Source organism: Sphingobacterium phlebotomi, assembly GCF_008180195.1.
Classification (GTDB): domain Bacteria; phylum Bacteroidota; class Bacteroidia; order Sphingobacteriales; family Sphingobacteriaceae; genus Sphingobacterium; species Sphingobacterium phlebotomi.
Genome location: NZ_VTAV01000005.1, coordinates 149,066 through 168,420, shown reverse-complemented (window position 1 = coordinate 168,420; position 19,355 = coordinate 149,066). Strand labels below are relative to the sequence as shown.

Genomic DNA, 19,355 nt, shown 5'->3' with positions numbered 1-19,355 from the left:
TTTTATGTATTCAAATATACCGTACGAATATTAAATGAATATTAACTTTATAAGTTCTTAGAAATTCGTGGAGTAGGTAATTTTTGTTAATTTGCAAAAAAATATACACATGTATGAAGCCTAAAACGGTCATATTCGGTATTATCACGGCATTAGTGCTGGTGATTCTATTTAACAACAAGGAAGAAGCGAGCTTTTGGTTATTTGGGGAAATACGCACCTCGAAATTGTTGATTTTAGGTGTATTTTTTATTTTAGGTATTATTACGGGTGGTATTATGTTCCGCCGGAAAAAGAGTCATCCGAAAGAGTATAGCATTAATAATACAACGGTCATAGATAGTGCAGATGCGGACAACCCTACCCCCTATTCGAATTTATCCGAGGAAGATCGGAAATTTTTGGATCGCGATTGACTTTATTTTAATAATCCCTTACAGATTTTACTGATCAAGGCAGGCCCTTCATAGATAAACCCGGTATACACTTGAACCAAGCTTGCTCCTGCTTCCAGTTTCTCTACGGCGTCTTCGGCCGAATGAATCCCCCCTACGCCAATGATCGGGAATGAACGATTGGAGCGTTCCGCTAAGTATCGAATAACTTCAGTAGAACGTTTAGTAAGCGGTTTTCCACTCACCCCTCCTGCTTCTTTCACTAAAGAAGGATCGCTATACAATCCTTCTCTCGAGATAGTCGTATTAGTGGCAATAACACCTGCTATTTTTGTTTCCGTCACAATTTCCACAATATCATCTAATTGGGAATCTGTTAAATCTGGCGCTATTTTGAGTAAAATGGGTCGTTGGATATATTTGGTATGGTTCAAATCCTGAAGCGTGTTCAAAATTTTCTTTAAAGGTTCCTTCTCTTGCAAATCCCGTAGACCCGGTGTATTCGGTGAGCTAACATTTACCACAAAATAATCTACATATTCAAAAAGGGCATTAAAACAATAGGTATAATCGTTTACGGCTTCCTCATTAGGTGTCATCTTATTCTTTCCGATATTCCCCCCAATAATCAACTTATTCCGATCTTTTAGTCGTTTCAAGCGACCGGCAGCCACATCGGCTCCCTGATTATTGAAACCCATGCGATTTATCAAAGCCTCATCTTCTACCAATCGGAACATCCGTGGTTTATCGTTTCCCGGTTGTGGTCGTGGCGTTACGGTACCAATTTCGATAAAGCCAAAGCCCAAACCTGCCATCTCCTCGATATACTCCGCATTTTTATCAAACCCAGCTGCCAGCCCAATCGGATTTCTAAATTTTAATCCGAATACTTCACGCTCTAAACGTGGGTTATTCACCGCATAGAGCGATTTAAGCACTGATTTTGCACCCCAAATTTTCGTAAACGAGCGCAACCCTCCCGTGACCCTGTGGTGTGCAGTTTCGGGATCCATCGTGAAGAATAAGGGCTTAACAATTTTATACATATGTGCAAAGGTAGCCAAAGAAGCAGAAATATTCATTACTTTTGCAGCAAATGATATCAATTAATAATTTAACATTCGAGATTGGCTCGCGTGCGTTGTATGACGAGGCCAATTGGCATATAAAACCTGGAGATAAAGCAGGGTTAATCGGTGCAAATGGCGCCGGTAAATCCACTTTGCTGAAGTTAATCGTAGGAGATTACAAACCAACTTCAGGAACCATTTCCATGGCGAAAGATTTGAAAATTGGCTATCTTAACCAGGATTTATTATCGTATCATTCCGATAAAAGTATCCTGCACGTAGCTATGGAAGCTTTTGAGCGGCAAAACCAATTGCATTCGGAGATTGAAACGTTACTAAAAAAGCTGGAAACCGATTATTCCGAAGAGATCCTGAACAAGCTCAGCGATAAACAAATGGAATTTGAGGCACTCGATGGTTATAATATCGAATTTCGTGCGCATGAGATTTTAGCCGGATTAGGGTTCTCGGAAGATGAGCAGCAACGGCCTTTAGCCACCTTTTCAGGCGGCTGGCGTATGCGTGTAATGTTGGCACGCATTCTTCTCCAAACGCCGGATATCCTGTTATTGGATGAACCTACCAACCACTTGGATTTACCGTCTATCAAATGGTTGGAGAACTATCTACAGTCGTTTGAGGGCGCTATCGTCATCGTCTCGCACGACCGTTATTTTCTGGATAGAATTATTAATAAAACCGTGGAATCACGCCGGGCTAAACTGACTGTTTACGCAGGTAACTATTCTTTCTACCTGGAGGAGAAATCTCTTCGTGAAGAAATCCAAAGCAATCAGTTCAAAAATCAACAAGCGAAGATCAAGCAGGAAGAACGGTTGATAGAACGTTTCCGTGCCAAAGCGAGTAAAGCGAAAATGGTACAATCACGTATCAAAGCGCTCGACCGCATGGAAAAAGTGGACGATGTGGATGATGATAACCCGGAGGTAAATTTCAGCTTTAACTTCTCTAAACCCTCTGGACGGCACGTCGTTACCCTAGAGCATGTTTCCAAGTCGTACCCCAATCTGGAAATTTTACGAGATACGAGCGCCATCATTGAAAAAGGAGATAAAATAGCACTGATCGGTGCGAACGGTAAAGGTAAATCTACCTTACTTCGCATTGTCGCGGATGCCGACAAAGAGTTTGATGGTAAGAGCATCAAGGGACATAATGTATCCCAAACATTCTTCGCACAGCATCAATTAGAAGCCTTGCATCTCGAAAACAGCATCATACAGGAGTTGGTCAACTTTGCACCGAAACATACCGAGACGGAATTACGCTCCATCTTAGGTTGCTTCCTGTTCACAGGTGATGATGTATTTAAGAAAATCAAGGTGCTGTCGGGTGGGGAGAAATCACGCGTTGCGTTAGCGAAGGCATTGACTGCCGACGCAAATTTTCTCGTACTCGATGAGCCTACCAACCACTTGGATATGGCATCGGTCAATATCCTTATCCAAGCGTTACACCAATATGAGGGTACATTCATCGTTGTTTCGCACGACCGTTATTTTCTAGACCAGGTGGCCAATAAAATCTGGTTCATTGAAGATAAAGAAATTAAGGAGTATCCGGGTACTTATCAAGAGTATGAGGAATGGAGTTCAAAACGTGTAGTGAAGAAAGAGCCTCAGGGAGAAAAGAAAGTAGCGAAGGAGAAAGAGCAGCCTAAAAAAGAGAAGGCTCCTCCATCGGAAGACAAAAACAGGCTCATCCAACGTAAAAACAAGGAGTTGGCAACGCTTGAACAACAAATAGAAGAAAGCGAGAAATCCGTGAAGGAGCTTGAAGCACATTTAGCAAAAGAAGAAGTCTATTCGGATGCACCAAAGCTTCAAGAAGCCACCCGGACGTATAATTCTGCCAAAGCTTCTTTTCAGCAGCTCCAACAAGATTGGGAAAAGCTAGCCGAAGAGATCATGGAATTGGAAGGATAAATTTGTACTTTTTTCCCGTAAAAAAGTACACAAAAACCTCGTCACTTCGGATATTTGACATCGAGGATAATACAAAAAATGGACTTCTACAGTTGTCAAATTTCCGGATGTGACCCTTTTAAGGTAAAGGGGGGGATAGTGATATATAAAATCAGTATTAACTTAAATGGTAACGTTGGTTTTTAAATTCCACCGAAGTGTAATAGCTATATTTCTCTGTATCCAAGGGATAATCCCAGCATCCCATACGATGGTACATCTCCCCACCAAAACCTTTTTTAAACCGATAAAGTCCGTACATCGGATGAGATGGGTCCGGGTTGGGTGCCGTTCCAAAAAAGTCGTATTCTGTACAACCCCGCTCCTTCGCCATTTCCATTGCACGCCATTGCAGTGCATAAGTAGCCATATAATTTCGGTTTTCTGAAGCGGAAGCTCCGTAGAGGTAAGTCCCCCTATTGGCCGAGATTACCAAAAACATCGCCGCTAGCGGCTTGTCTTCGACTTCGGCAACCAATAAATACACATCTGCGGGTGAAGAAGTATCGTTCGCTCTGGCGGAGAGTACAATTCGGAAATAATGGATATCATGCAAAAAGAAATTGTTTCGAGCCGCTGTCTGACGATATAAATCATACCAAATCTCTAAACTTTCAATTCCCAATGAACGTACATTTACACCTTTCCTTTTCGACAGGTTGATATTATATCGTGTTTTCGGTTTCATACTCCCGAAGAGCATATCCGCATCCTTCCGCAGATCCATGAACATCGTATTGGAAGGAAGAATATCGGTATTGGCTTTTCTCAATCGCCAATGGGTCGTACTATAATTGAGCCGGATCTCCTGTATACTTTTTTCCGGTACACCGAGCCAATTGCCGTGCAGATCATAACAACTTTCGTCTTTTGCCCATAGGGATTGCCAAGGCAAATCATACCTGATCATAATACACTTCGGCGGAAGAAGTGTCCGTAAGCTTTCGGACAGCTGTTCCAAAAAATAACCTTGATTTTCCTCCGATGGTTCTACTTCGGGACCATAAGGTACATAAGCAATACTATGCTCCTTATCGATCGGTTGGATAACAATCAATAAATCTCCTATAAAATAAGCATCACTTTTACTATCGATATATAAATCGGATTGTTTCGTTCTAAAATTGAATGCTCTCGTGTGCAATCCTTGTAAGTTTTTCACTTCAGACCAATAGGCCGTTTGTTGGATAATGGATGTCTTATAAACTTGTTTAATTTCCTTATCTTCTAATTCCGCGATCATATGTAAAAATTATAGTCATGACTTCAAAACCAAAAGCTGCGAACATAGCCAAAATGTTTGGATTAAACAGCTCTTATTTGTCACTAATGTGTTATATATTATCTATAAAAGTACATCCCTTATTTAACTGTAATATTATTTATTACAGTTAAATATTTATGATTAACTTTGCCTCCATGAACAACACACGGTTTGCAACAGTGATACATATATTGACGCTTTTGGGTAAAACTCCTGAACAGTGGCTGAGCTCGGATTGGATTGCAGGTAGTATCCATATCAATCCGGTAATTGTTCGTAAAGAACTCGGTTTTTTACAGGATCAAGGTTGGGTGATCAGCAAAAAAGGTAAAGAAGGCGGGTCTATGTTGGGGGTTCCAACCCATGAAATAAGTTTGGCTGCTATTTACAAAGCTGTCAAAAACACGAGCGTATTAGGAAAAAAAAATCAAACTCCCAATCCAAAATGCCCCATAGGAAAACATATCAACAAAAAATTGGATCAACTTTTTGTCGAAACGGATGAGATGGTGTCTACTGCCCTTTCTCACAAAACGCTTAAAAATTTTGTAGAGCAATTTGAATAATTTTTTTTGCCCCTTAATGTAACAAATCTTATTACAAATAAATATTAATAATATGACAAAAATAGGAATCACCGGAGCTACTGGACAACTGGGTCGTTTGGTAGTAGAAAAATTAAAACAACGTGTAGATGCGGATAATTTGATTGCGCTTGTACGCTCGCCGGAAAAAGCTACAGATCTAGGTATTGCAACCTCCGCGTTTGATTACAACAAACCTGAAACCCTAATTGAAGGACTTCAGGGGATCGACCACCTTTTGCTCATTTCTGGAAATGAGGTTGGGCAGCGCAAGGTACAACATCAAAATGTTATCGATGCCGCACGTCAAGCGGGTGTCCGATGGATTGTCTATACAAGCCTTCTTCGTGCAGACTCGTCCTCTTTGAGCTTAGCACCCGAACATCTCGAAACCGAAGAACTACTCAAAGCTTCTGGCATTCCCTACACCATCTTAAGAAACGGTTGGTATACGGAAAACTACACTGCTTCCATTCCGGGTGCTTTGGGTGCCGGTGCGTTTGTAGGAAGTGCAGGCCACGGCAAGATTTCATCTGCTTCACGCGCCGATTACGCAGAAGCAGCGGCAATCGTGCTGAGCAGTGAAGATCAGGTTGGAAAGGTCTACGAATTAGCAGGAGACGAAGCGTATACCTTAAAAGACTTAGCTGCCGAAATTTCTCGACAAACTGGGAAAGACATCCCTTACAATAACCTTTCCGAATCGGAATATGCCGATGTACTGGCGTCGTTAGGTTTACCTGAACCACTTGCACAAGCTATTGCGAGTTGGGATGTAGGCGCCTCCAAAGGTGATCTATTCGACGACAAGAAGGTTTTATCCCATTTAATCGGACGATCCACAACGCCGTTAGCCGAATCTGTTAAAGAAGCACTGGCTTAAAATAATGAATCAAGGCAGGCTTATTGGTTTCTTTTATGTCATAAGTCTGCCTTATCATGTTAAGTATCCATCATTTCACATTAAGTTAATATTGATTTCTTATGTTTGCTTTATGGAAAATATAAAATACAATGTCCCAGTTGTGTTGACCCATACCAGTGATGATTCACACAACTTCAAACCGTTACCTACTCCTACGGGCGAATATCCATATCGCTTGAACATAGAAAAGGTCATTGGGAAAACGACCAACGAAATACAAGACCGTATGTTTTTCCACATGGTTGGCGACACGGGCAGTGTCCGTCATTCTGATTTTCAGGCAACGGTTGCCCATACGCTAGCCCAACAAATTGAAGAACATCCGGATGCACCGCCTACTTTCCTTTTCCATTTGGGCGATATCGTTTATAATCATGGTGAAGCACATGAATATCCGGTACAATTTCTAAAGCCTTATAATCATTATCCAGCTCCTATCTTCGCTATAGCGGGTAACCACGATGGCGATATCAATCCGAGTGCGTCCAGTCCGTACCAAAGTCTCGACGCCTTCATGGATGTCTTCTGTGATACACACAGCCGACCCGTAAGTTATGGTTCAGGCGTCAACCGGAAGAGCATGGTACAGCCCAATGTATATTGGACATTAGAAACACCGCTTGCACGTTTTATAGGTCTGTATGCCAACGCCACCAAGCATGGTATCATTACCGATGAGCAGCGCGAATGGTTTATAGAAGAATTACGGGATGCCGCCATACAGCGAGATGAGCAGGCTATTATCGTATGTATACATCACGCTCCATACTCGGCCGATACGAACCACGGATCAAGTATCGTCATGATTGATTTTCTAGAGAACGCTTTCGCAGAAGCTTCCGTCATACCCGATGTTGTGTTCAGCGGTCATGTACACAATTACCAGCGCTTTCATAAAACATATCCAGACGGTAATATGGTACCGTATATTGTAGCCGGTGCCGGGGGTTATTCGCTTCTTCATAACATCGCGACCTATGATGATCTCACAGTCGCCCCTTTACAACTTGAGAACAGTAACGTCGAACTAGTTGCTTATTGCGAGGAGCGTTTTGGTTTTCTTAAAATGGGGATTATCAGAACGGATGAAGGCCTGAAACTGACGGGAGCATATTATACGTTGACCCAACCGGATGATATGGAAGCCAAGTTATACGACCGTTTCGAAATTCCGTTGCAACGCTCCATGTTCTCCGAAGCGTAACGCGGAGGATGTCAAGGTCGTGATTTTCCTCGTTTTAAGCATTCAGATTTCAATATATAGCAGCATTTTTATCGGCATGGAACCGTATTGATCTGTTACGACAAAATTATCACATTGGAGTATACCGAGTTAATTTTGTTTACCTTTGTCCATATCTTAATAAGAAGGTTAAAAGTAAAATGTTTCGCCACGAAGGAAAAAAAAGAACCTATACACATAATTTAAGGTTAGCATCCATGCTGTCATTTGTTGCCGGCCTGGTAAATGTCAGTGGTGTGATGCAATTGCAGGTCCTTACAACCAACGTCACGGGTCACTTCGCTTATTTTGCAGAAAATATCGTACTCCATAAATATGCGTCATCAATCGTATTTGTATTCTATGTCGCCGCCTTTATGTTGGGTGCATTTTGTTCGAGTTTATTGATAGAGCTTTTTTCAAGAAGATCGGTTGCGAGCCCTTATATTTTTCCGATTTCCGTTGAAATAATATGTTTACTTTTTGTTGCTTTATCTTCTTCTACCTGGGCCAACGCTAACGTATTAGCTCTTGTTTTGTTATTCGGCATGGGTCTTCAAAATGCACTAGTGACCCGCGTTTCTAACTCCGTGGTACGTACAACCCACTTAACGGGTTTGTTTACCGACTTAGGTATAGAATTATCTTTATTCATTTTTCGAAAACGCTACAAACACCGTTTAAAAAATTTAAAACAGGGTGTTTATTTAAAATGTTTCATCATTTTTTTCTTTTTTATAGGTTCTGTCCTTGGCGGATTTCTCGTCCCTCAATTCCATTTTAAAACCCTTCTGGTAGCTGTAGGATTGTTGATCATGGCGATGTTTTACGATTATTTTAAACTCAGCTTTTTCCATCTAAAAAGGCGATTGTCCCACCACAATCGTTACCGCTGGAAAACAAAATCAAGCGAAAGAAACTTATCATAGTTGTCATTATCGTTTAATCCCGAAATGCTTAGACGGTGCTATGCCAATGTAGCGCTTGAAGTCCTTCAAAAAATGGTTGTAATCATAATAACCCGAAGGCAGAATGACGTCCAAAAAACCCTCAGATTTACTTATTTTGTATTGTCTATAGGTATAAATAAATCGCTGAAGAGAAATATACCTTTTGGGAGAAATCCCGATATATTTAACAAAATTCCTATGTAACCATTTTGCATTAACTCCTTTACCTAAATGTTGAAGAACATCTGAAACAGTCGCATTACCTCTTTTATCTTCAATATAATTCGTAGCGGCGTTTAAAATATGTGGGCAGCTATGATTGGTTTGGAATAATGAAAAAACATCATCTAAAAAAGAGAGCTGCTCCGTCCATGTTTTTTCTTCATACATTTTATTAAAAATCTGCATCCATTTTTCCCCCACAATGTCTTCCAAATTACAGATTGGTTTTGAAAAAAAGACGGAGGGACGCACGTTAAAAAGCGAATAAAAAGATGAGGGCTGGAAACGGATAACCAAAATATATTCGAGGTCGTTTGGTATTTCCCAGTACGTATTTTTGATGACCCCGCAACATATCCAAGCAAAGTTAACTTTTCGCGTTTCGCCCTTTTCCGTTAAAATTACGACATCCGATTTCTGGGGCATAAAAATAAGGGACGGACAACCATCGTTAAATAAAGGTTGGTTACCTCTCAAACCGCTACAGGAGAAAATATAAGCATCTCGTATATGCTCCGTTACTAAATCAAAACGTTGCACACCTTGATCCGCTATTGGGTTTAACTTGAGCGAATCCGATACTTTAATATTTTGTAAAAAATTGATGGGCATATCGCTTGCAATATACGCATTAAAATTGTCCGATTTTTACTTTCCTACTCCTTACGTAAGCTTTAATTTCGTTGAATCATAAAGTAGAAATGGAATAGCGCATACTAAACGAATAAAAGCAAAATTATGTTGATCACGACAGAAGAAGAATTAATCGGAATGAAGAAAGTAAGTGAGGCTGTAGCCTGCACTTTAAGGGAAATGCGCGACTATGTTCAGGTTGGGATGTCGACGAAGGAGTTAGACGATTATGGAGCAAAAGTCCTCGCGAGTTTTGGAGCAAGATCAGCACCACACCTAACCTATGGTTTCCCCGGTTGTACATGCATCAGTACAGGACAGGAATTTTGCCATGGTATCCCATCAGACAACCGAATGATAGAAGAAGGTACGTTGATCAACATTGATGTGTCGGCGGAACTTAATGGATTTTGGGCAGATAATGGTGCATCATTTATTCTTGGAGATGATAGAGACCAACACCAAAAATTAGTGCATACTTCCGTTGAAATTTTAAGAAAAACCATTGACCATATCAAAGGCGGTATAAAAATTTCGGAAATTGGGTCTTTGATGGAAACAGAAGCAAAAAAAAATGGCTTCCAGGTTATTAAAAATCTTGGCGGACATGGCATCGGGAGAAGTTTACATGAACAGCCGGATGAATTACTCAACTATAAAAACCGATTTGACCAAAGACGATTTAAGAAAAACTCCGTTGTGGCTATTGAAACCTTCATTTCCACCACCTCTTCTTATGCAGTAGAACTCCCTGATGGTTGGACGATGGTTGGAAACAAAGGTGGGTATATGGCGCAGCACGAACACACCATTGTCGTTACCGGCGGAAATCCGATTGTATTAACGGAAATGAACGGGATTTGGGATTAATTAAAAAGCCAGTCCTACGCGAATGTACGGCAATATTGCTTCCTTGCTGAAGCCAACCGCACCCTGGATAGTCAATAAATCGCCAGGCATGAAATAGAGGCCTCCCCCATACCCTATATGCCAAGTATCGGAGGATTCGTCCGTCATCCAAACTCGGCCTAGATCGTAAAACCCGATTGCCCCCAGCGTACCAGGAAGTAGGTAAGATGCAAAGCTAAAGAGCTTGACCCGACCCTCTAGATTATTATATAGCGCCGTTTTTCCGGTGAATCTTCTCGAATTGAATCCTCGTAGGCTCTGCTCTCCGCCAATCTGCGCATGCTGGAAAAAGTAGGGATCTCCCAAAACAGTTTCAAAGCCCGTTCGATTAGCCACGGTCAATCGTTCATCGGCCGTTGATCTGTAGAAACTGAATGAAGACTGTAGCATTATGTGGCTTAGCTGTTGCCCACCAAGCTCCGACTTCCAGTCCACCCTGCTTGTCCACCATACTCCCCTCTTTGCATTCGCGACATTGTCCCGACTATCATATGCACTCCCTAAGGTTAAGCCTGTAAAAAATTTGTTCCCAAATAGCGGTTCATCAGGATGCTGAGCATACCATTCCTCAAAATACCGCCCGTTGTTATTTTCCAGACTGCTACTGTAAAATTGCGACGAAGAGCCGTAGTAAAGTTTCCAACGCTCATCCAAATTATGCTGTAAAAATATATCGCCATCCACAACGTCATAGCGGTTACGATAAAAGTCAATACCCTTTTCTCCCTTTTCATAAATCGTATTATTACCATAACCGAAAAAATTACTGAGATTCTTTGGCCCCAAAGACGAGAATTTAACCGTCAGGTCCTGTTTACCCACCAACTCCTTAAAGATGCCCGAATAATACAACATAAACGACTCTCGACCCGTGAGGTAGTTTGCCATAAACTCATGTCGGTAGGCGTAGGGTTTTTTTCGGAATCCCTGGTCTTCGATTAGGTAACCTAATCCTAGAATCAATCCTCTATCAACTCCATAGTTGAGATTAAAAAGAATACCTTTCCGGTCATAGACGAAGCTGTCGTATACATACGCATGCACCGTGCTATCTGCACGCAGCTGCATACGTACAGCATCAAGGTTATTCCAAGAATTTGATGCCGTATCCTTACTTTCATAAAGCCAGACCTTTCTTCCGTTTTGAAAGGCGTCTGTCCTTTCATAATGATCATGTCCTGTTCCGCCGATGACGCGCAGTTTGATAGGTGATCGACCTGACCCGCGTAGTTTATACACATCTTGCCCCCCAATACCATAGACGCGCAGTTCTTTCGTTTCTTCGGGCAGGAAGGTTCGTTTCAATAAACGACGTCCTTCTGTACCATCTTTCTTCTTGTTGTGCACATCCAAAGTAATGCGACCATCCTTCCGGTAGCGGACGTCTACAAATTCGTTTTTTCCCGACAACGGTATATCGACTACCCGTGCTAAAGAGTTGTAGTACTCCATAGCAGATTCCATCAATCCATCACGTCTAGCGGTTATATTCGCTACCAACTCGTCCGCACTCAGGGCAATAATCGTATCGGGCATTTGCTGCATAGCCCGATTAATCAAGGAATCGGACAACGTTTGTTGCAGCACGGTCACCTCCCGTTGCCAGTCGTCCTTACCCAAGTTGTTCAGAAAAAAACGATCAAAATGACGTGCGTTAAAATTCCAGTGAGCCACATTTCTAATTTTAGGACCAAAAGGCTGCACATTCGCTTTAAGCCATTGGTAAGAAAGCAAAATGGGGAACACACCAGACGTCTTGTAGTATACCTTATCTCTATCCCGAGGTACCGGCGTATATACCTTCTTGCCTTTTTCCTTCTCCGGGTCCCAGCGCCAGTTGTCCTCATGTCGGTCCCAGTCGCCTAAGACAAAATCCAGTAGACGGGCACGCAGCGTCAATTCCTGATCTACCCATTTATCATTATCCTCCAGCAGCTGTCGGATCACTTTGAGCGTATTATCGGTTTTACTATCTTCAAACGGCATTCTGGGCTCAAACATATACGGTCTGTTTTTAAAGATTTCCCTGTATTCGCCCAGTCTGGAGTCATCACCTACATACACCAATTCTGGAGATGCATGTGGAATGTCTAAGGCTACATTAAACGGAGGTACCGTCAGTGCACCGAAAGGATGTGCTATGGATATCTGGTCTTGGACGATGTCTTTGGCAACCGTTTTTCTAAGGCTCTCGGGGAGACTCCTTTCGGGATATTTTTGGATAGAGCGTAATACCCATTCCCTTCCTGTGGTGTCAACTAGACGCAACGATTGCGTTTGCATACCGCCACCAAGTTTCACCACTTCGAGCCCACCCTTTTCCACGCTAAGATCCATCACCCTCATCTTTACCGGTGTATTATACAATTTCCGATAACTATCGCCAAGCCAATACCGATGTGCCAGACCCACCTTATCATATTCTGGGGCGATGACGGCCGTAATGCTGTCCCGCTTCTGCGCATAGGTACTTAAAACACTCAACATGATCAAACCAATAATCCGCAAAAATCTCTTCATACGTTAACGTTCAAGTGGCATCGTTTCTTTAATCTTCATCCAACACGATATCGGCACGCACCGCCCGCAGCTCACTCACTCCCTGTATCTCTTCCAACGTGCAAAATTCAAAATCGGGCTTCAGTAAACCCGTTGCGGCTACTTCGGCTAATAGGTCTCCAATCTCTGTTTCCAGCATATCCCCCTGAAACACGATAGCCAATGTATTGGGGCGCACAAGCCGCTCTTTGCTGTTCTTTATCCGTGCTTTATCTATCCTTTTCTTCACCATCTGGTAACGGATATTATAGCCTCCTTCCACATCAAAACGTCGCTCATCCTCCCTGAAGCTGATATCAATTGTCGAGGTATGCACGAAGATTAACAGTGTAACCTGCATGGGTACGACAAGTGATGTCGCTATCTGCGCTGCATGTATACCGATACGAGCCATGGAGATGATCTGTTGCTTCCGGATTTCTCTTAAAAAATAAGGTTCGAATACTTTTGTGGGCGTTATCGATTGTCCCACGTACATATCGTACTCTACGCCGTCAGAACGGAAGAGCTCAAAATACGAAGGGAAAATATCCTGTACAGTAGCATTGAACTGCTGTACTTCGTCCTTGATCAGGCTATTCAGTTGCTGGAGCGATGTTTCAAAAACATCCGTATGGTTACCGCCTAGGCCTTTTTGTTGGTTCACAAAATTGTCGATGAGAGATTTATAAACCGCGTTTTCGGATTTGATACTTTCCAATATTTCGAACAGCTCTTCCTGAAGAAACAAGAAAACATCGAGCATATGTTTTTCGTAATCTGTCGCCTCCAACCAATTTCTCATCTTTCCTGCTCGACGTCTCAATTCCGCAATCAAACCGTCTTCATTATCGCGGGGTAAGGTATCTAAAAAATGTTCAAGGTGGTCTATTTTCGACAGATTATCTTTTTTGTAAATCTTGTTACGCAGCTGCGTTGAGCCTTTTACATCGATGGCGCCGTATATAGGATACACTTTTTCAAACCGTACCTTCTCCATCGATGGTTCCTCCTCCTCCCGCATATAGGCGGCAAGGCGATCTGCCGCTACCTCATTAAAACGCCATTCTACTGCTGGATTAAGTGCTGTAAAATTATTCAGGATAATACGTTCGAGGCTGTTTTTGAAAAGCAAAACAATCTCCGCAGTGAGTTGTGTTAATAATGGAATAAATGTTTTCCAGATCATCATCGTAGTCTTGTCCAGCTTGTTAGGTATGTAGCTATACAGTTCCACAAACCCCACCAGGCTCTGTCGATGTTTGAGCGGAATACTAATGTAAGAAGCCAGTCCCTCCCGTTCGATCAGCTCACGAAACAACGGATCCTCCGTATCCAGCGATTTTTCTATTCCATAAAGTACAGGATAAGGCTTTTCGAGGTAAGCAGTCGTTGCAGGATCTATCACGCCCGAAATATTTCTTTTTTGCAGCTCCCGAAAAAAGATACTCTCCCGCGTAAAATCGGACGAAAATATCGGATATCCATTCAACTCCAGAACCGGCAGTAACGAAGATGAGATTTCTTTGGATCCCGCGATTGTCGAAAGAATTTCATGCAGTTCTCCGAAAAAACGCTCTTGTTTATATTGGGATAGATTAGCGATCATTGTATGGAGCCAGTCCGAAACATAAGCAACTGTTTTGTCCTCGAATGTGAGTATCGTAAAACCGTTGAACGTAAAATTATTAGGATCCAGCAACTGAAATAGGGGCTCAACATCCTCGAGACAATACTCATCTTTATCACGCAATGTCGCTAGATCAATAGCCGGTAGCTTTCCTTTTCGTTGTATATCCACAAAGGAAAAATCCACCCCGAGTTCGTAATAACGGTCTACACCCTCTTGATCCACTTTATAAAGAAGTTTATTCGTGCTCGTGGGAATTTCGTAAAATCGTTCCAGAATGACACTATATAGCAGTTGCTGGATCGGGGTTAAGCCTATCTTTTTATCCTCTGAAATTAATCGTGCATCAGATTCAATGAAGGTATAAAATTCAGCGGTTCCATAAAAGGCCTGTTGAGGTATAGGGTACCCAAGCCCCCATAGTCCCTTTTCTTCCAAACGCAGACCGTCTTGTAACGAATGTATCATCTCGAATACACCCTCGTAAGGTTCCAGATTGCTTTCGCCAATTTCCCCATGTGTCTGCTCGACGCCTTTGATCATTTCCAAGCCAAACCATGGAATTAGGTGCCTTCTGCCACCCAGGCTGTCCAGTATCTTATGCAGGTAGGTAGTCAAGGGAGCCAGCGAGATATGACCCGTTCCCAAGGGAGATTCTTGTAGGTTTTCTATTTGGATGTCTTTTAACAACATAGCTCATGTTTGTGTTTAGTGTACGGCTTTCCCATCCACAAGAGAAGCTTCGAAATCTTTTCTGATCAGATCTTTGTCTACGATATAAAAGCTCACTTTCGTTTCACCATTTGTCAAAAAATCCATTACCGTGAAGCCCTGCTGGCCAAATCTATACCGCAAATCCGATGCTGTGCGGATATTGGAAGTTTTTGCACCGGAGCCGCTAACCACTTGCGTAAATGTGTCGTCTTGAATCAGTTGCAGCCCGTGATCATGCCCAGCGACATAGATCACGCTAGGGTGGCTGCCGAAGGCATTTGTCACGGATTCGATTAGTTCGCGGTAACGGGGATGCTTTAAGTCCTCTGCCGTTCTAAACACCGTGGATCGTAACAGCGGATATATCGAGCCTACCACCGGCAAAGGTATATACAAGCCTCTCCACACCTTACGTAGCGGGAATAGATGGTCGGTTACAGAAAATTTCAAACTATGCTCGCCATATGATCTCATCGGATGGTGACTCATCACCAGAAGTTGCTTTTCACTGTGTTCTTCTGCCAGGCTGGTCAACTTCGCCAGAAACTCATTCTTTTGTTGCAATAGATCTGCAGACTGAGCAGTGTCGTGGTGTGGAAAAAGCCAAAATTCACTATCATATATTACGATGACGATACTGTCCGTCAGCATTTCCACAAACGGGCCCAGCTTACCAGCAGAAGGAACGAACCGAAGACCGCTATCTGCCAAACCGTGTATAAAAGCTTCCTGTGCTTTGATTTTGGCCAGTCCGTCAGGTCCCGATTTATCCCAATCATGGTTGCCCGCCATAAAATATACGGGCACGCCGCGTTGTCTAAACGGCTCAAATTGTGACCGCAGTATATCAGCAGATTGCAGCCGGCTACTGTCATCCAGCCCCATTCCAGTAGGATAAATATTATCTCCCAAGAAGTAAACCTTGGTTTTATCCGGTAATACCAGTTCTGCGGCAGCCGGTATCAACATTTCCTGTTTTGTATTGATCTCGCCCGCATCTCCTATCAAAATAAGCCGGTCCCCGATCTCTTGCCCATGCAGCAGAACCGGGTATATCCATAACCAAATCAATAGGAGGCGTGCTATCATTTTATAAGATTAAATTTATAAATCATTCCCTGTTTTTGTCGACCCGCTTCACTGCTGATATAAAGATTATCATCTTTATCAAAGGCAATTCCTTCCGGTTGTTCAAAGGTCTTCCGCGGCAAGTGTATCACCTCCTTGGGTTTAAATGCGTCGTCCGTAATCACGAGTGCCTGATCGATGGAAGAAAGAATATACCACTCCCCCGTGCTTTCCCGTCTGGCCATGGCCGAAGGTTTAAACGTCTTTTTGATTCTTTTATCAAGGGCCGAAAGCGCACTTATCTGTAAGCTAAACTCTCCCCCGTTGGATAATCGACCGCTTTCACCTACCTTCAAAATATATCCAGAAACGACTTCCCCTTTGTTATCTATCTTGCACACTTTACACAACAGAAAAAGACGACTACTGGATGCGTCGAAAGCCATGGATTCATATTCTCCCTTCGGCACCAAATCCTTATTGACGATCACCTTTCCAGATGCCGAGGTATGTTCAACAGGAAAACTGTAGATGTGACCATTGCTTTTCAGTACATAAAAATACTGACCATCGGTTGTCAGCCCTTCATAGTCTCCTTTTGAAGCAAAAGAAGTCGTTAAGACAATCTGTTTCTTTAGCAGGTCGTACTCAAAAAGCAATCCGTCTTCATCCTGTATGGCAAATATATGGCTTGGTTGGTCTTTTATAAACGTAATACCTGATATCTCTTCTAGTTTTTTTGGCATGGCATGGCTTTCATCCGCCGTCAGCAAGTAAGGAATAGAATTTTTACCTCCGGCTACGGAGGTGGCTTTTGGGCTTTGCGACTGGCAGCCACCCATGCCAATGGTAAACAAAAATAATCCAATGAGAAGATAGTGCTTCATGTGCTTAGAATTTTTCAATGTACAAGAATCACTGCTATGATGAAAGCCACGACAGATATGATCAATCCAAACATAAAGACACCGTATGCATATCGCAGCAATTTATATTTTCTACCCAGTACCACCCCTTGCGCGTAAACATCCTGTGTTAGCATGCTATATAGAAATTCATAGTCATCCATCGCTTTCCTCATCGCATCACGATAAGCATCATACGGCATTTGATGGAAGTTCCCAAAAAATAAAAGATTCACGGTCTTATTTCCCACATCTTCGGGGCTGAAACGGCCGTCCTTGATTTTTGGTATAGTCGATAAAATCGCGAGCACCATCGTGGTCACCACACCCACCAGGAGCAATACCGTTGGGAGGGTAAGATGCTGATTTGTGTCTAGCTTTTGCACCAGCACAGCGACAACTACAGAAAGTATAATAGAATTAACGGTGAGCAAAATATTGGCTTTGTTATCCGCCATATCGCTTAGCCGTTGGCTGTTCGTCGTAGAAACCCTAAACATAGTTTCTATACCTCTTTCCGGTCTTTTTTCAGCGTTATCCGCTGTTTTTTTAGCTAAAAATTTCCCTTGTTGCTTTTCCAGCTCCTTAATATGCTTTAGCTTGCCCTCATTGAGCTTTTGTCGCGCGTAGTCGGTATGATAGCGATGTTTTTTCAGCAGCTGTATCGTAAGATCCCGCCATACATTTTTAGCAATTTTGAATTCAGCTACCTGTTCAGCCTCCTGACGCATCAACTTGTTTCTGACTTCAAATGTGTCACCCCCCAGATGAAAAAGATCTGCATCGCAAACGATTTCTTCGAGGAGATTCGTTGGCGATTGGGGCATCTGCGTAGCTAAGATACAGCCTTTCACTTTTTGCTGCAGATCTTCGGAAATCCCCTCCTTTTGTAAAAATGCCAACGCTAAATCTGCACTCCGCGCCTCGTGCCCTGCGGTTCCCCCGGAGCAATATCCGAGATCGTGAAAATATGCGGCACAGGTTACGACAAACCGATCCTGTTCATCCAGACCATAATGTGCAGCCATTTCTTCCGCTGCGAGTACTACATCATCCGTATGTATATTATCGTGAAAGCAATGCGTCTCCGTTTTATTTTGTTGGATAAAGTTTACAGCAAATTGTTTCGCCTTTTCCTGTAGATGCTTGTAATTCATACTTTCCATATTGGGATTACGTGCAATCTACGAAAAATCAAGATTGATTAAGATAACGTCGCTAAACTTTTTGCTTCAAAGGTGGTCAATTCGTCAAATTTTTGTTGATGAACTTTCTTTACCCAGTTTGGATCTTGCAAAACAGCTCTCCCCACGGCTACGAGATCAAAATCTCCTCTTTCGAATCTTCTAACCAATTCGTCTAGTGAAGCAGGAGAAGATTTTGATTCGGGATTAGTGAATACATCAGCAGAATCTTTTTCAAGTCCAACAGATCCTACCGTTATCGTAGGTTGACCGGAAACTTTTTTCAACCAGCCGGCAAAGTTAAGGTCACTACCTTCAAATTCCGGATCCCAATACCTCCGTTGACTACCGTGGAAGATATCTACACCTGCATCCACTAAAGGTAAAATCCAGTTTTCCAATTCCGCTGGTGTTTTTGCGAGCTTCACGGTGTAGTCCTGCTGCTTCCATTGAGACAGCCGCAAGATAATGACAAAGTCGGGTCCTACCGTCTGCCGCATCGCTTTCACGACGTCAATTGCAAATTTAGACCGCTCTTTCAAAGTTTTACCGCCAAAATCATCCGTTCTATGGTTCATTCCCTCCCAGAAAAACTGATCGATCAGATAACCATGTGCACCGTGGATTTCCAATGCATCAAAACCCAAATCTTTAGCTGATTTAGCAGCATTCGCAAAAGCCTGTATGGTGTTTTCAATATCCTCCAATGTCATCGTGTCCGGACTCTCGAACGGTGCCGGGGGCGTCCATTGGTAGGGTGTGTTACCTACATGCCAAATTTGTGGTGCTATCTTACCTCCTTTACGATGAACGGCCTCTAACACATTCTTCCATCCATTTAGCGCCTGTGCGCCATAGAAGTTAGGTATCGTCTCGATATTCTTTGATGACGGTCTTTCTACGACAGTACCTTCTGTCAGGATCAAGCCTACCTCACCAGCGGCCCGACGTTCGTAGTAACCTTTTATATTTTCATCTGGGATGCCGTTGGCAGCAAAAGCACGGGTCATCGGCGCCATGACGAAACGGTTTTGAAGAGATAGTTTCTTGTAATTGAAGGGGCTAAATAGTGTTTGTATACTCATCTTTTTGTTTTTTTTAATCTAATATGCTGCAAATCTAGACTTATTAGTTTACTTTTGTAACTATTAATA

16 protein-coding genes are annotated in these 19,355 nt (G+C 42.6%); 7 read left to right on the top strand and 9 right to left on the bottom strand.

From position 1 onward, the window contains the following. Positions 1-113: 113 nt before the first annotated feature. Positions 114-416 (top strand): hypothetical protein, encoded by a 303-nt coding sequence (locus FXV77_RS10105; protein WP_148919110.1) that lies wholly within the window; start codon positions 114-116, stop codon positions 414-416. A gap of 2 nt (positions 417-418) precedes the next feature. On the opposite strand, the gene FXV77_RS10100 is transcribed toward FXV77_RS10105, so the two are convergent. Further along, the gene (locus tag FXV77_RS10100; RefSeq protein ID WP_148919109.1) at positions 419-1,444 is read right to left on the bottom strand and encodes a quinone-dependent dihydroorotate dehydrogenase; all 1,026 of its coding nucleotides are present in this window, start codon (positions 1,442-1,444) and stop codon (positions 419-421) included. Between the two features lie 50 nt (positions 1,445-1,494). Here FXV77_RS10100 and FXV77_RS10095 point away from each other — a divergent pair, with 50 nt between their 5' ends. After that, positions 1,495-3,414 (top strand): ABC-F family ATP-binding cassette domain-containing protein, encoded by a 1,920-nt coding sequence (locus FXV77_RS10095; RefSeq protein ID WP_148919108.1) that lies wholly within the window; start codon positions 1,495-1,497, stop codon positions 3,412-3,414. A 157-nt stretch (positions 3,415-3,571) separates the two neighbouring features. On the opposite strand, the gene FXV77_RS10090 is transcribed toward FXV77_RS10095, so the two are convergent. Continuing rightward, on the bottom strand, positions 3,572-4,696 hold the full coding sequence (locus FXV77_RS10090) for a lipid II:glycine glycyltransferase FemX (protein ID WP_148919107.1): 1,125 nt from the start codon (positions 4,694-4,696) through the stop codon (positions 3,572-3,574). Positions 4,697-4,872: 176 nt separating this feature from the next. Between FXV77_RS10090 and FXV77_RS10085 the strand changes: the two genes are divergently transcribed. The 4 genes from FXV77_RS10085 to FXV77_RS10070 all read left to right on the top strand — a co-directional run bounded on the left by FXV77_RS10085 (position 4,873) and on the right by FXV77_RS10070 (position 8,377). Beyond that, complete coding sequence (locus FXV77_RS10085) at positions 4,873-5,283, top strand: Rrf2 family transcriptional regulator (protein WP_148919106.1); 411 nt, start codon at positions 4,873-4,875, stop codon at positions 5,281-5,283. A 52-nt stretch (positions 5,284-5,335) separates the two neighbouring features. Next, entirely contained in the window at positions 5,336-6,184 is an 849-nt protein-coding gene (locus FXV77_RS10080; protein ID WP_148919105.1) for an SDR family oxidoreductase, read from the top strand. Between the two features lie 112 nt (positions 6,185-6,296). Next, on the top strand, positions 6,297-7,430 hold the full coding sequence (locus FXV77_RS10075) for a metallophosphoesterase family protein (RefSeq protein ID WP_148919104.1): 1,134 nt from the start codon (positions 6,297-6,299) through the stop codon (positions 7,428-7,430). A 236-nt stretch (positions 7,431-7,666) separates the two neighbouring features. Next, positions 7,667-8,377, top strand: a complete 711-nt coding sequence (locus FXV77_RS10070; RefSeq protein ID WP_222867768.1) for a YoaK family protein — start codon at positions 7,667-7,669, stop codon at positions 8,375-8,377. A gap of 6 nt (positions 8,378-8,383) precedes the next feature. Here the strand turns inward: FXV77_RS10070 and FXV77_RS10065 are convergent, their stop codons facing one another. Then, positions 8,384-9,232 carry a helix-turn-helix domain-containing protein gene (locus FXV77_RS10065; protein ID WP_148919102.1) on the bottom strand — a complete coding sequence of 283 codons (849 nt, stop codon included), beginning with the start codon at positions 9,230-9,232 and terminating at the stop codon, positions 8,384-8,386. 126 nt (positions 9,233-9,358) lie between these two features. Here FXV77_RS10065 and map point away from each other — a divergent pair, with 126 nt between their 5' ends. Further along, positions 9,359-10,123 carry a type I methionyl aminopeptidase gene (map, locus tag FXV77_RS10060; protein ID WP_148919101.1) on the top strand — a complete coding sequence of 255 codons (765 nt, stop codon included), beginning with the start codon at positions 9,359-9,361 and terminating at the stop codon, positions 10,121-10,123. On the opposite strand, the gene FXV77_RS10055 is transcribed toward map, so the two are convergent. From FXV77_RS10055 to FXV77_RS10030, 6 genes are read right to left on the bottom strand one after another with little or no spacing between them, the layout of a single operon-like run. Further along, on the bottom strand, positions 10,124-12,682 hold the full coding sequence (locus tag FXV77_RS10055) for a BamA/TamA family outer membrane protein (protein ID WP_148919100.1): 2,559 nt from the start codon (positions 12,680-12,682) through the stop codon (positions 10,124-10,126). A gap of 28 nt (positions 12,683-12,710) precedes the next feature. Beyond that, positions 12,711-15,023, bottom strand: a complete 2,313-nt coding sequence (locus tag FXV77_RS10050; protein ID WP_148919099.1) for a hypothetical protein — start codon at positions 15,021-15,023, stop codon at positions 12,711-12,713. Between the two features lie 15 nt (positions 15,024-15,038). Further along, positions 15,039-16,133, bottom strand: a complete 1,095-nt coding sequence (locus FXV77_RS10045; RefSeq protein WP_148919098.1) for a metallophosphoesterase — start codon at positions 16,131-16,133, stop codon at positions 15,039-15,041. Then, on the bottom strand, positions 16,130-16,999 hold the full coding sequence (locus FXV77_RS10040) for an SdiA-regulated domain-containing protein (protein WP_148919097.1): 870 nt from the start codon (positions 16,997-16,999) through the stop codon (positions 16,130-16,132). The genes FXV77_RS10045 and FXV77_RS10040 overlap by 4 nt, the downstream gene beginning before the upstream one ends. Before the next feature lie 14 nt (positions 17,000-17,013). Beyond that, positions 17,014-18,174 carry a Pycsar system effector family protein gene (locus FXV77_RS10035; protein ID WP_148919096.1) on the bottom strand — a complete coding sequence of 387 codons (1,161 nt, stop codon included), beginning with the start codon at positions 18,172-18,174 and terminating at the stop codon, positions 17,014-17,016. Positions 18,175-18,221: 47 nt separating this feature from the next. Beyond that, positions 18,222-19,286, bottom strand: a complete 1,065-nt coding sequence (locus FXV77_RS10030; RefSeq protein WP_148919095.1) for an NADH:flavin oxidoreductase — start codon at positions 19,284-19,286, stop codon at positions 18,222-18,224. Positions 19,287-19,355 lie beyond the last annotated feature (69 nt).

Coding starts and splice junctions, on each gene's coding strand:
- FXV77_RS10105 (WP_148919110.1), top strand. CDS start 114: ATGAAGCCTAAAACGGTCATATTCGGTATTATCACGGCATTAGTGCTG.
- FXV77_RS10100 (WP_148919109.1), bottom strand. CDS start 1,444: ATGTATAAAATTGTTAAGCCCTTATTCTTCACGATGGATCCCGAAACT.
- FXV77_RS10095 (WP_148919108.1), top strand. CDS start 1,495: ATGATATCAATTAATAATTTAACATTCGAGATTGGCTCGCGTGCGTTG.
- FXV77_RS10090 (WP_148919107.1), bottom strand. CDS start 4,696: ATGATCGCGGAATTAGAAGATAAGGAAATTAAACAAGTTTATAAGACA.
- FXV77_RS10085 (WP_148919106.1), top strand. CDS start 4,873: ATGAACAACACACGGTTTGCAACAGTGATACATATATTGACGCTTTTG.
- FXV77_RS10080 (WP_148919105.1), top strand. CDS start 5,336: ATGACAAAAATAGGAATCACCGGAGCTACTGGACAACTGGGTCGTTTG.
- FXV77_RS10075 (WP_148919104.1), top strand. CDS start 6,297: ATGGAAAATATAAAATACAATGTCCCAGTTGTGTTGACCCATACCAGT.
- FXV77_RS10070 (WP_222867768.1), top strand. CDS start 7,667: ATGCTGTCATTTGTTGCCGGCCTGGTAAATGTCAGTGGTGTGATGCAA.
- FXV77_RS10065 (WP_148919102.1), bottom strand. CDS start 9,232: ATGCCCATCAATTTTTTACAAAATATTAAAGTATCGGATTCGCTCAAG.
- map (WP_148919101.1), top strand. CDS start 9,359: ATGTTGATCACGACAGAAGAAGAATTAATCGGAATGAAGAAAGTAAGT.
- FXV77_RS10055 (WP_148919100.1), bottom strand. CDS start 12,682: ATGAAGAGATTTTTGCGGATTATTGGTTTGATCATGTTGAGTGTTTTA.
- FXV77_RS10050 (WP_148919099.1), bottom strand. CDS start 15,023: ATGTTGTTAAAAGACATCCAAATAGAAAACCTACAAGAATCTCCCTTG.
- FXV77_RS10045 (WP_148919098.1), bottom strand. CDS start 16,133: ATGATAGCACGCCTCCTATTGATTTGGTTATGGATATACCCGGTTCTG.
- FXV77_RS10040 (WP_148919097.1), bottom strand. CDS start 16,999: ATGAAGCACTATCTTCTCATTGGATTATTTTTGTTTACCATTGGCATG.
- FXV77_RS10035 (WP_148919096.1), bottom strand. CDS start 18,174: ATGAATTACAAGCATCTACAGGAAAAGGCGAAACAATTTGCTGTAAAC.
- FXV77_RS10030 (WP_148919095.1), bottom strand. CDS start 19,286: ATGAGTATACAAACACTATTTAGCCCCTTCAATTACAAGAAACTATCT.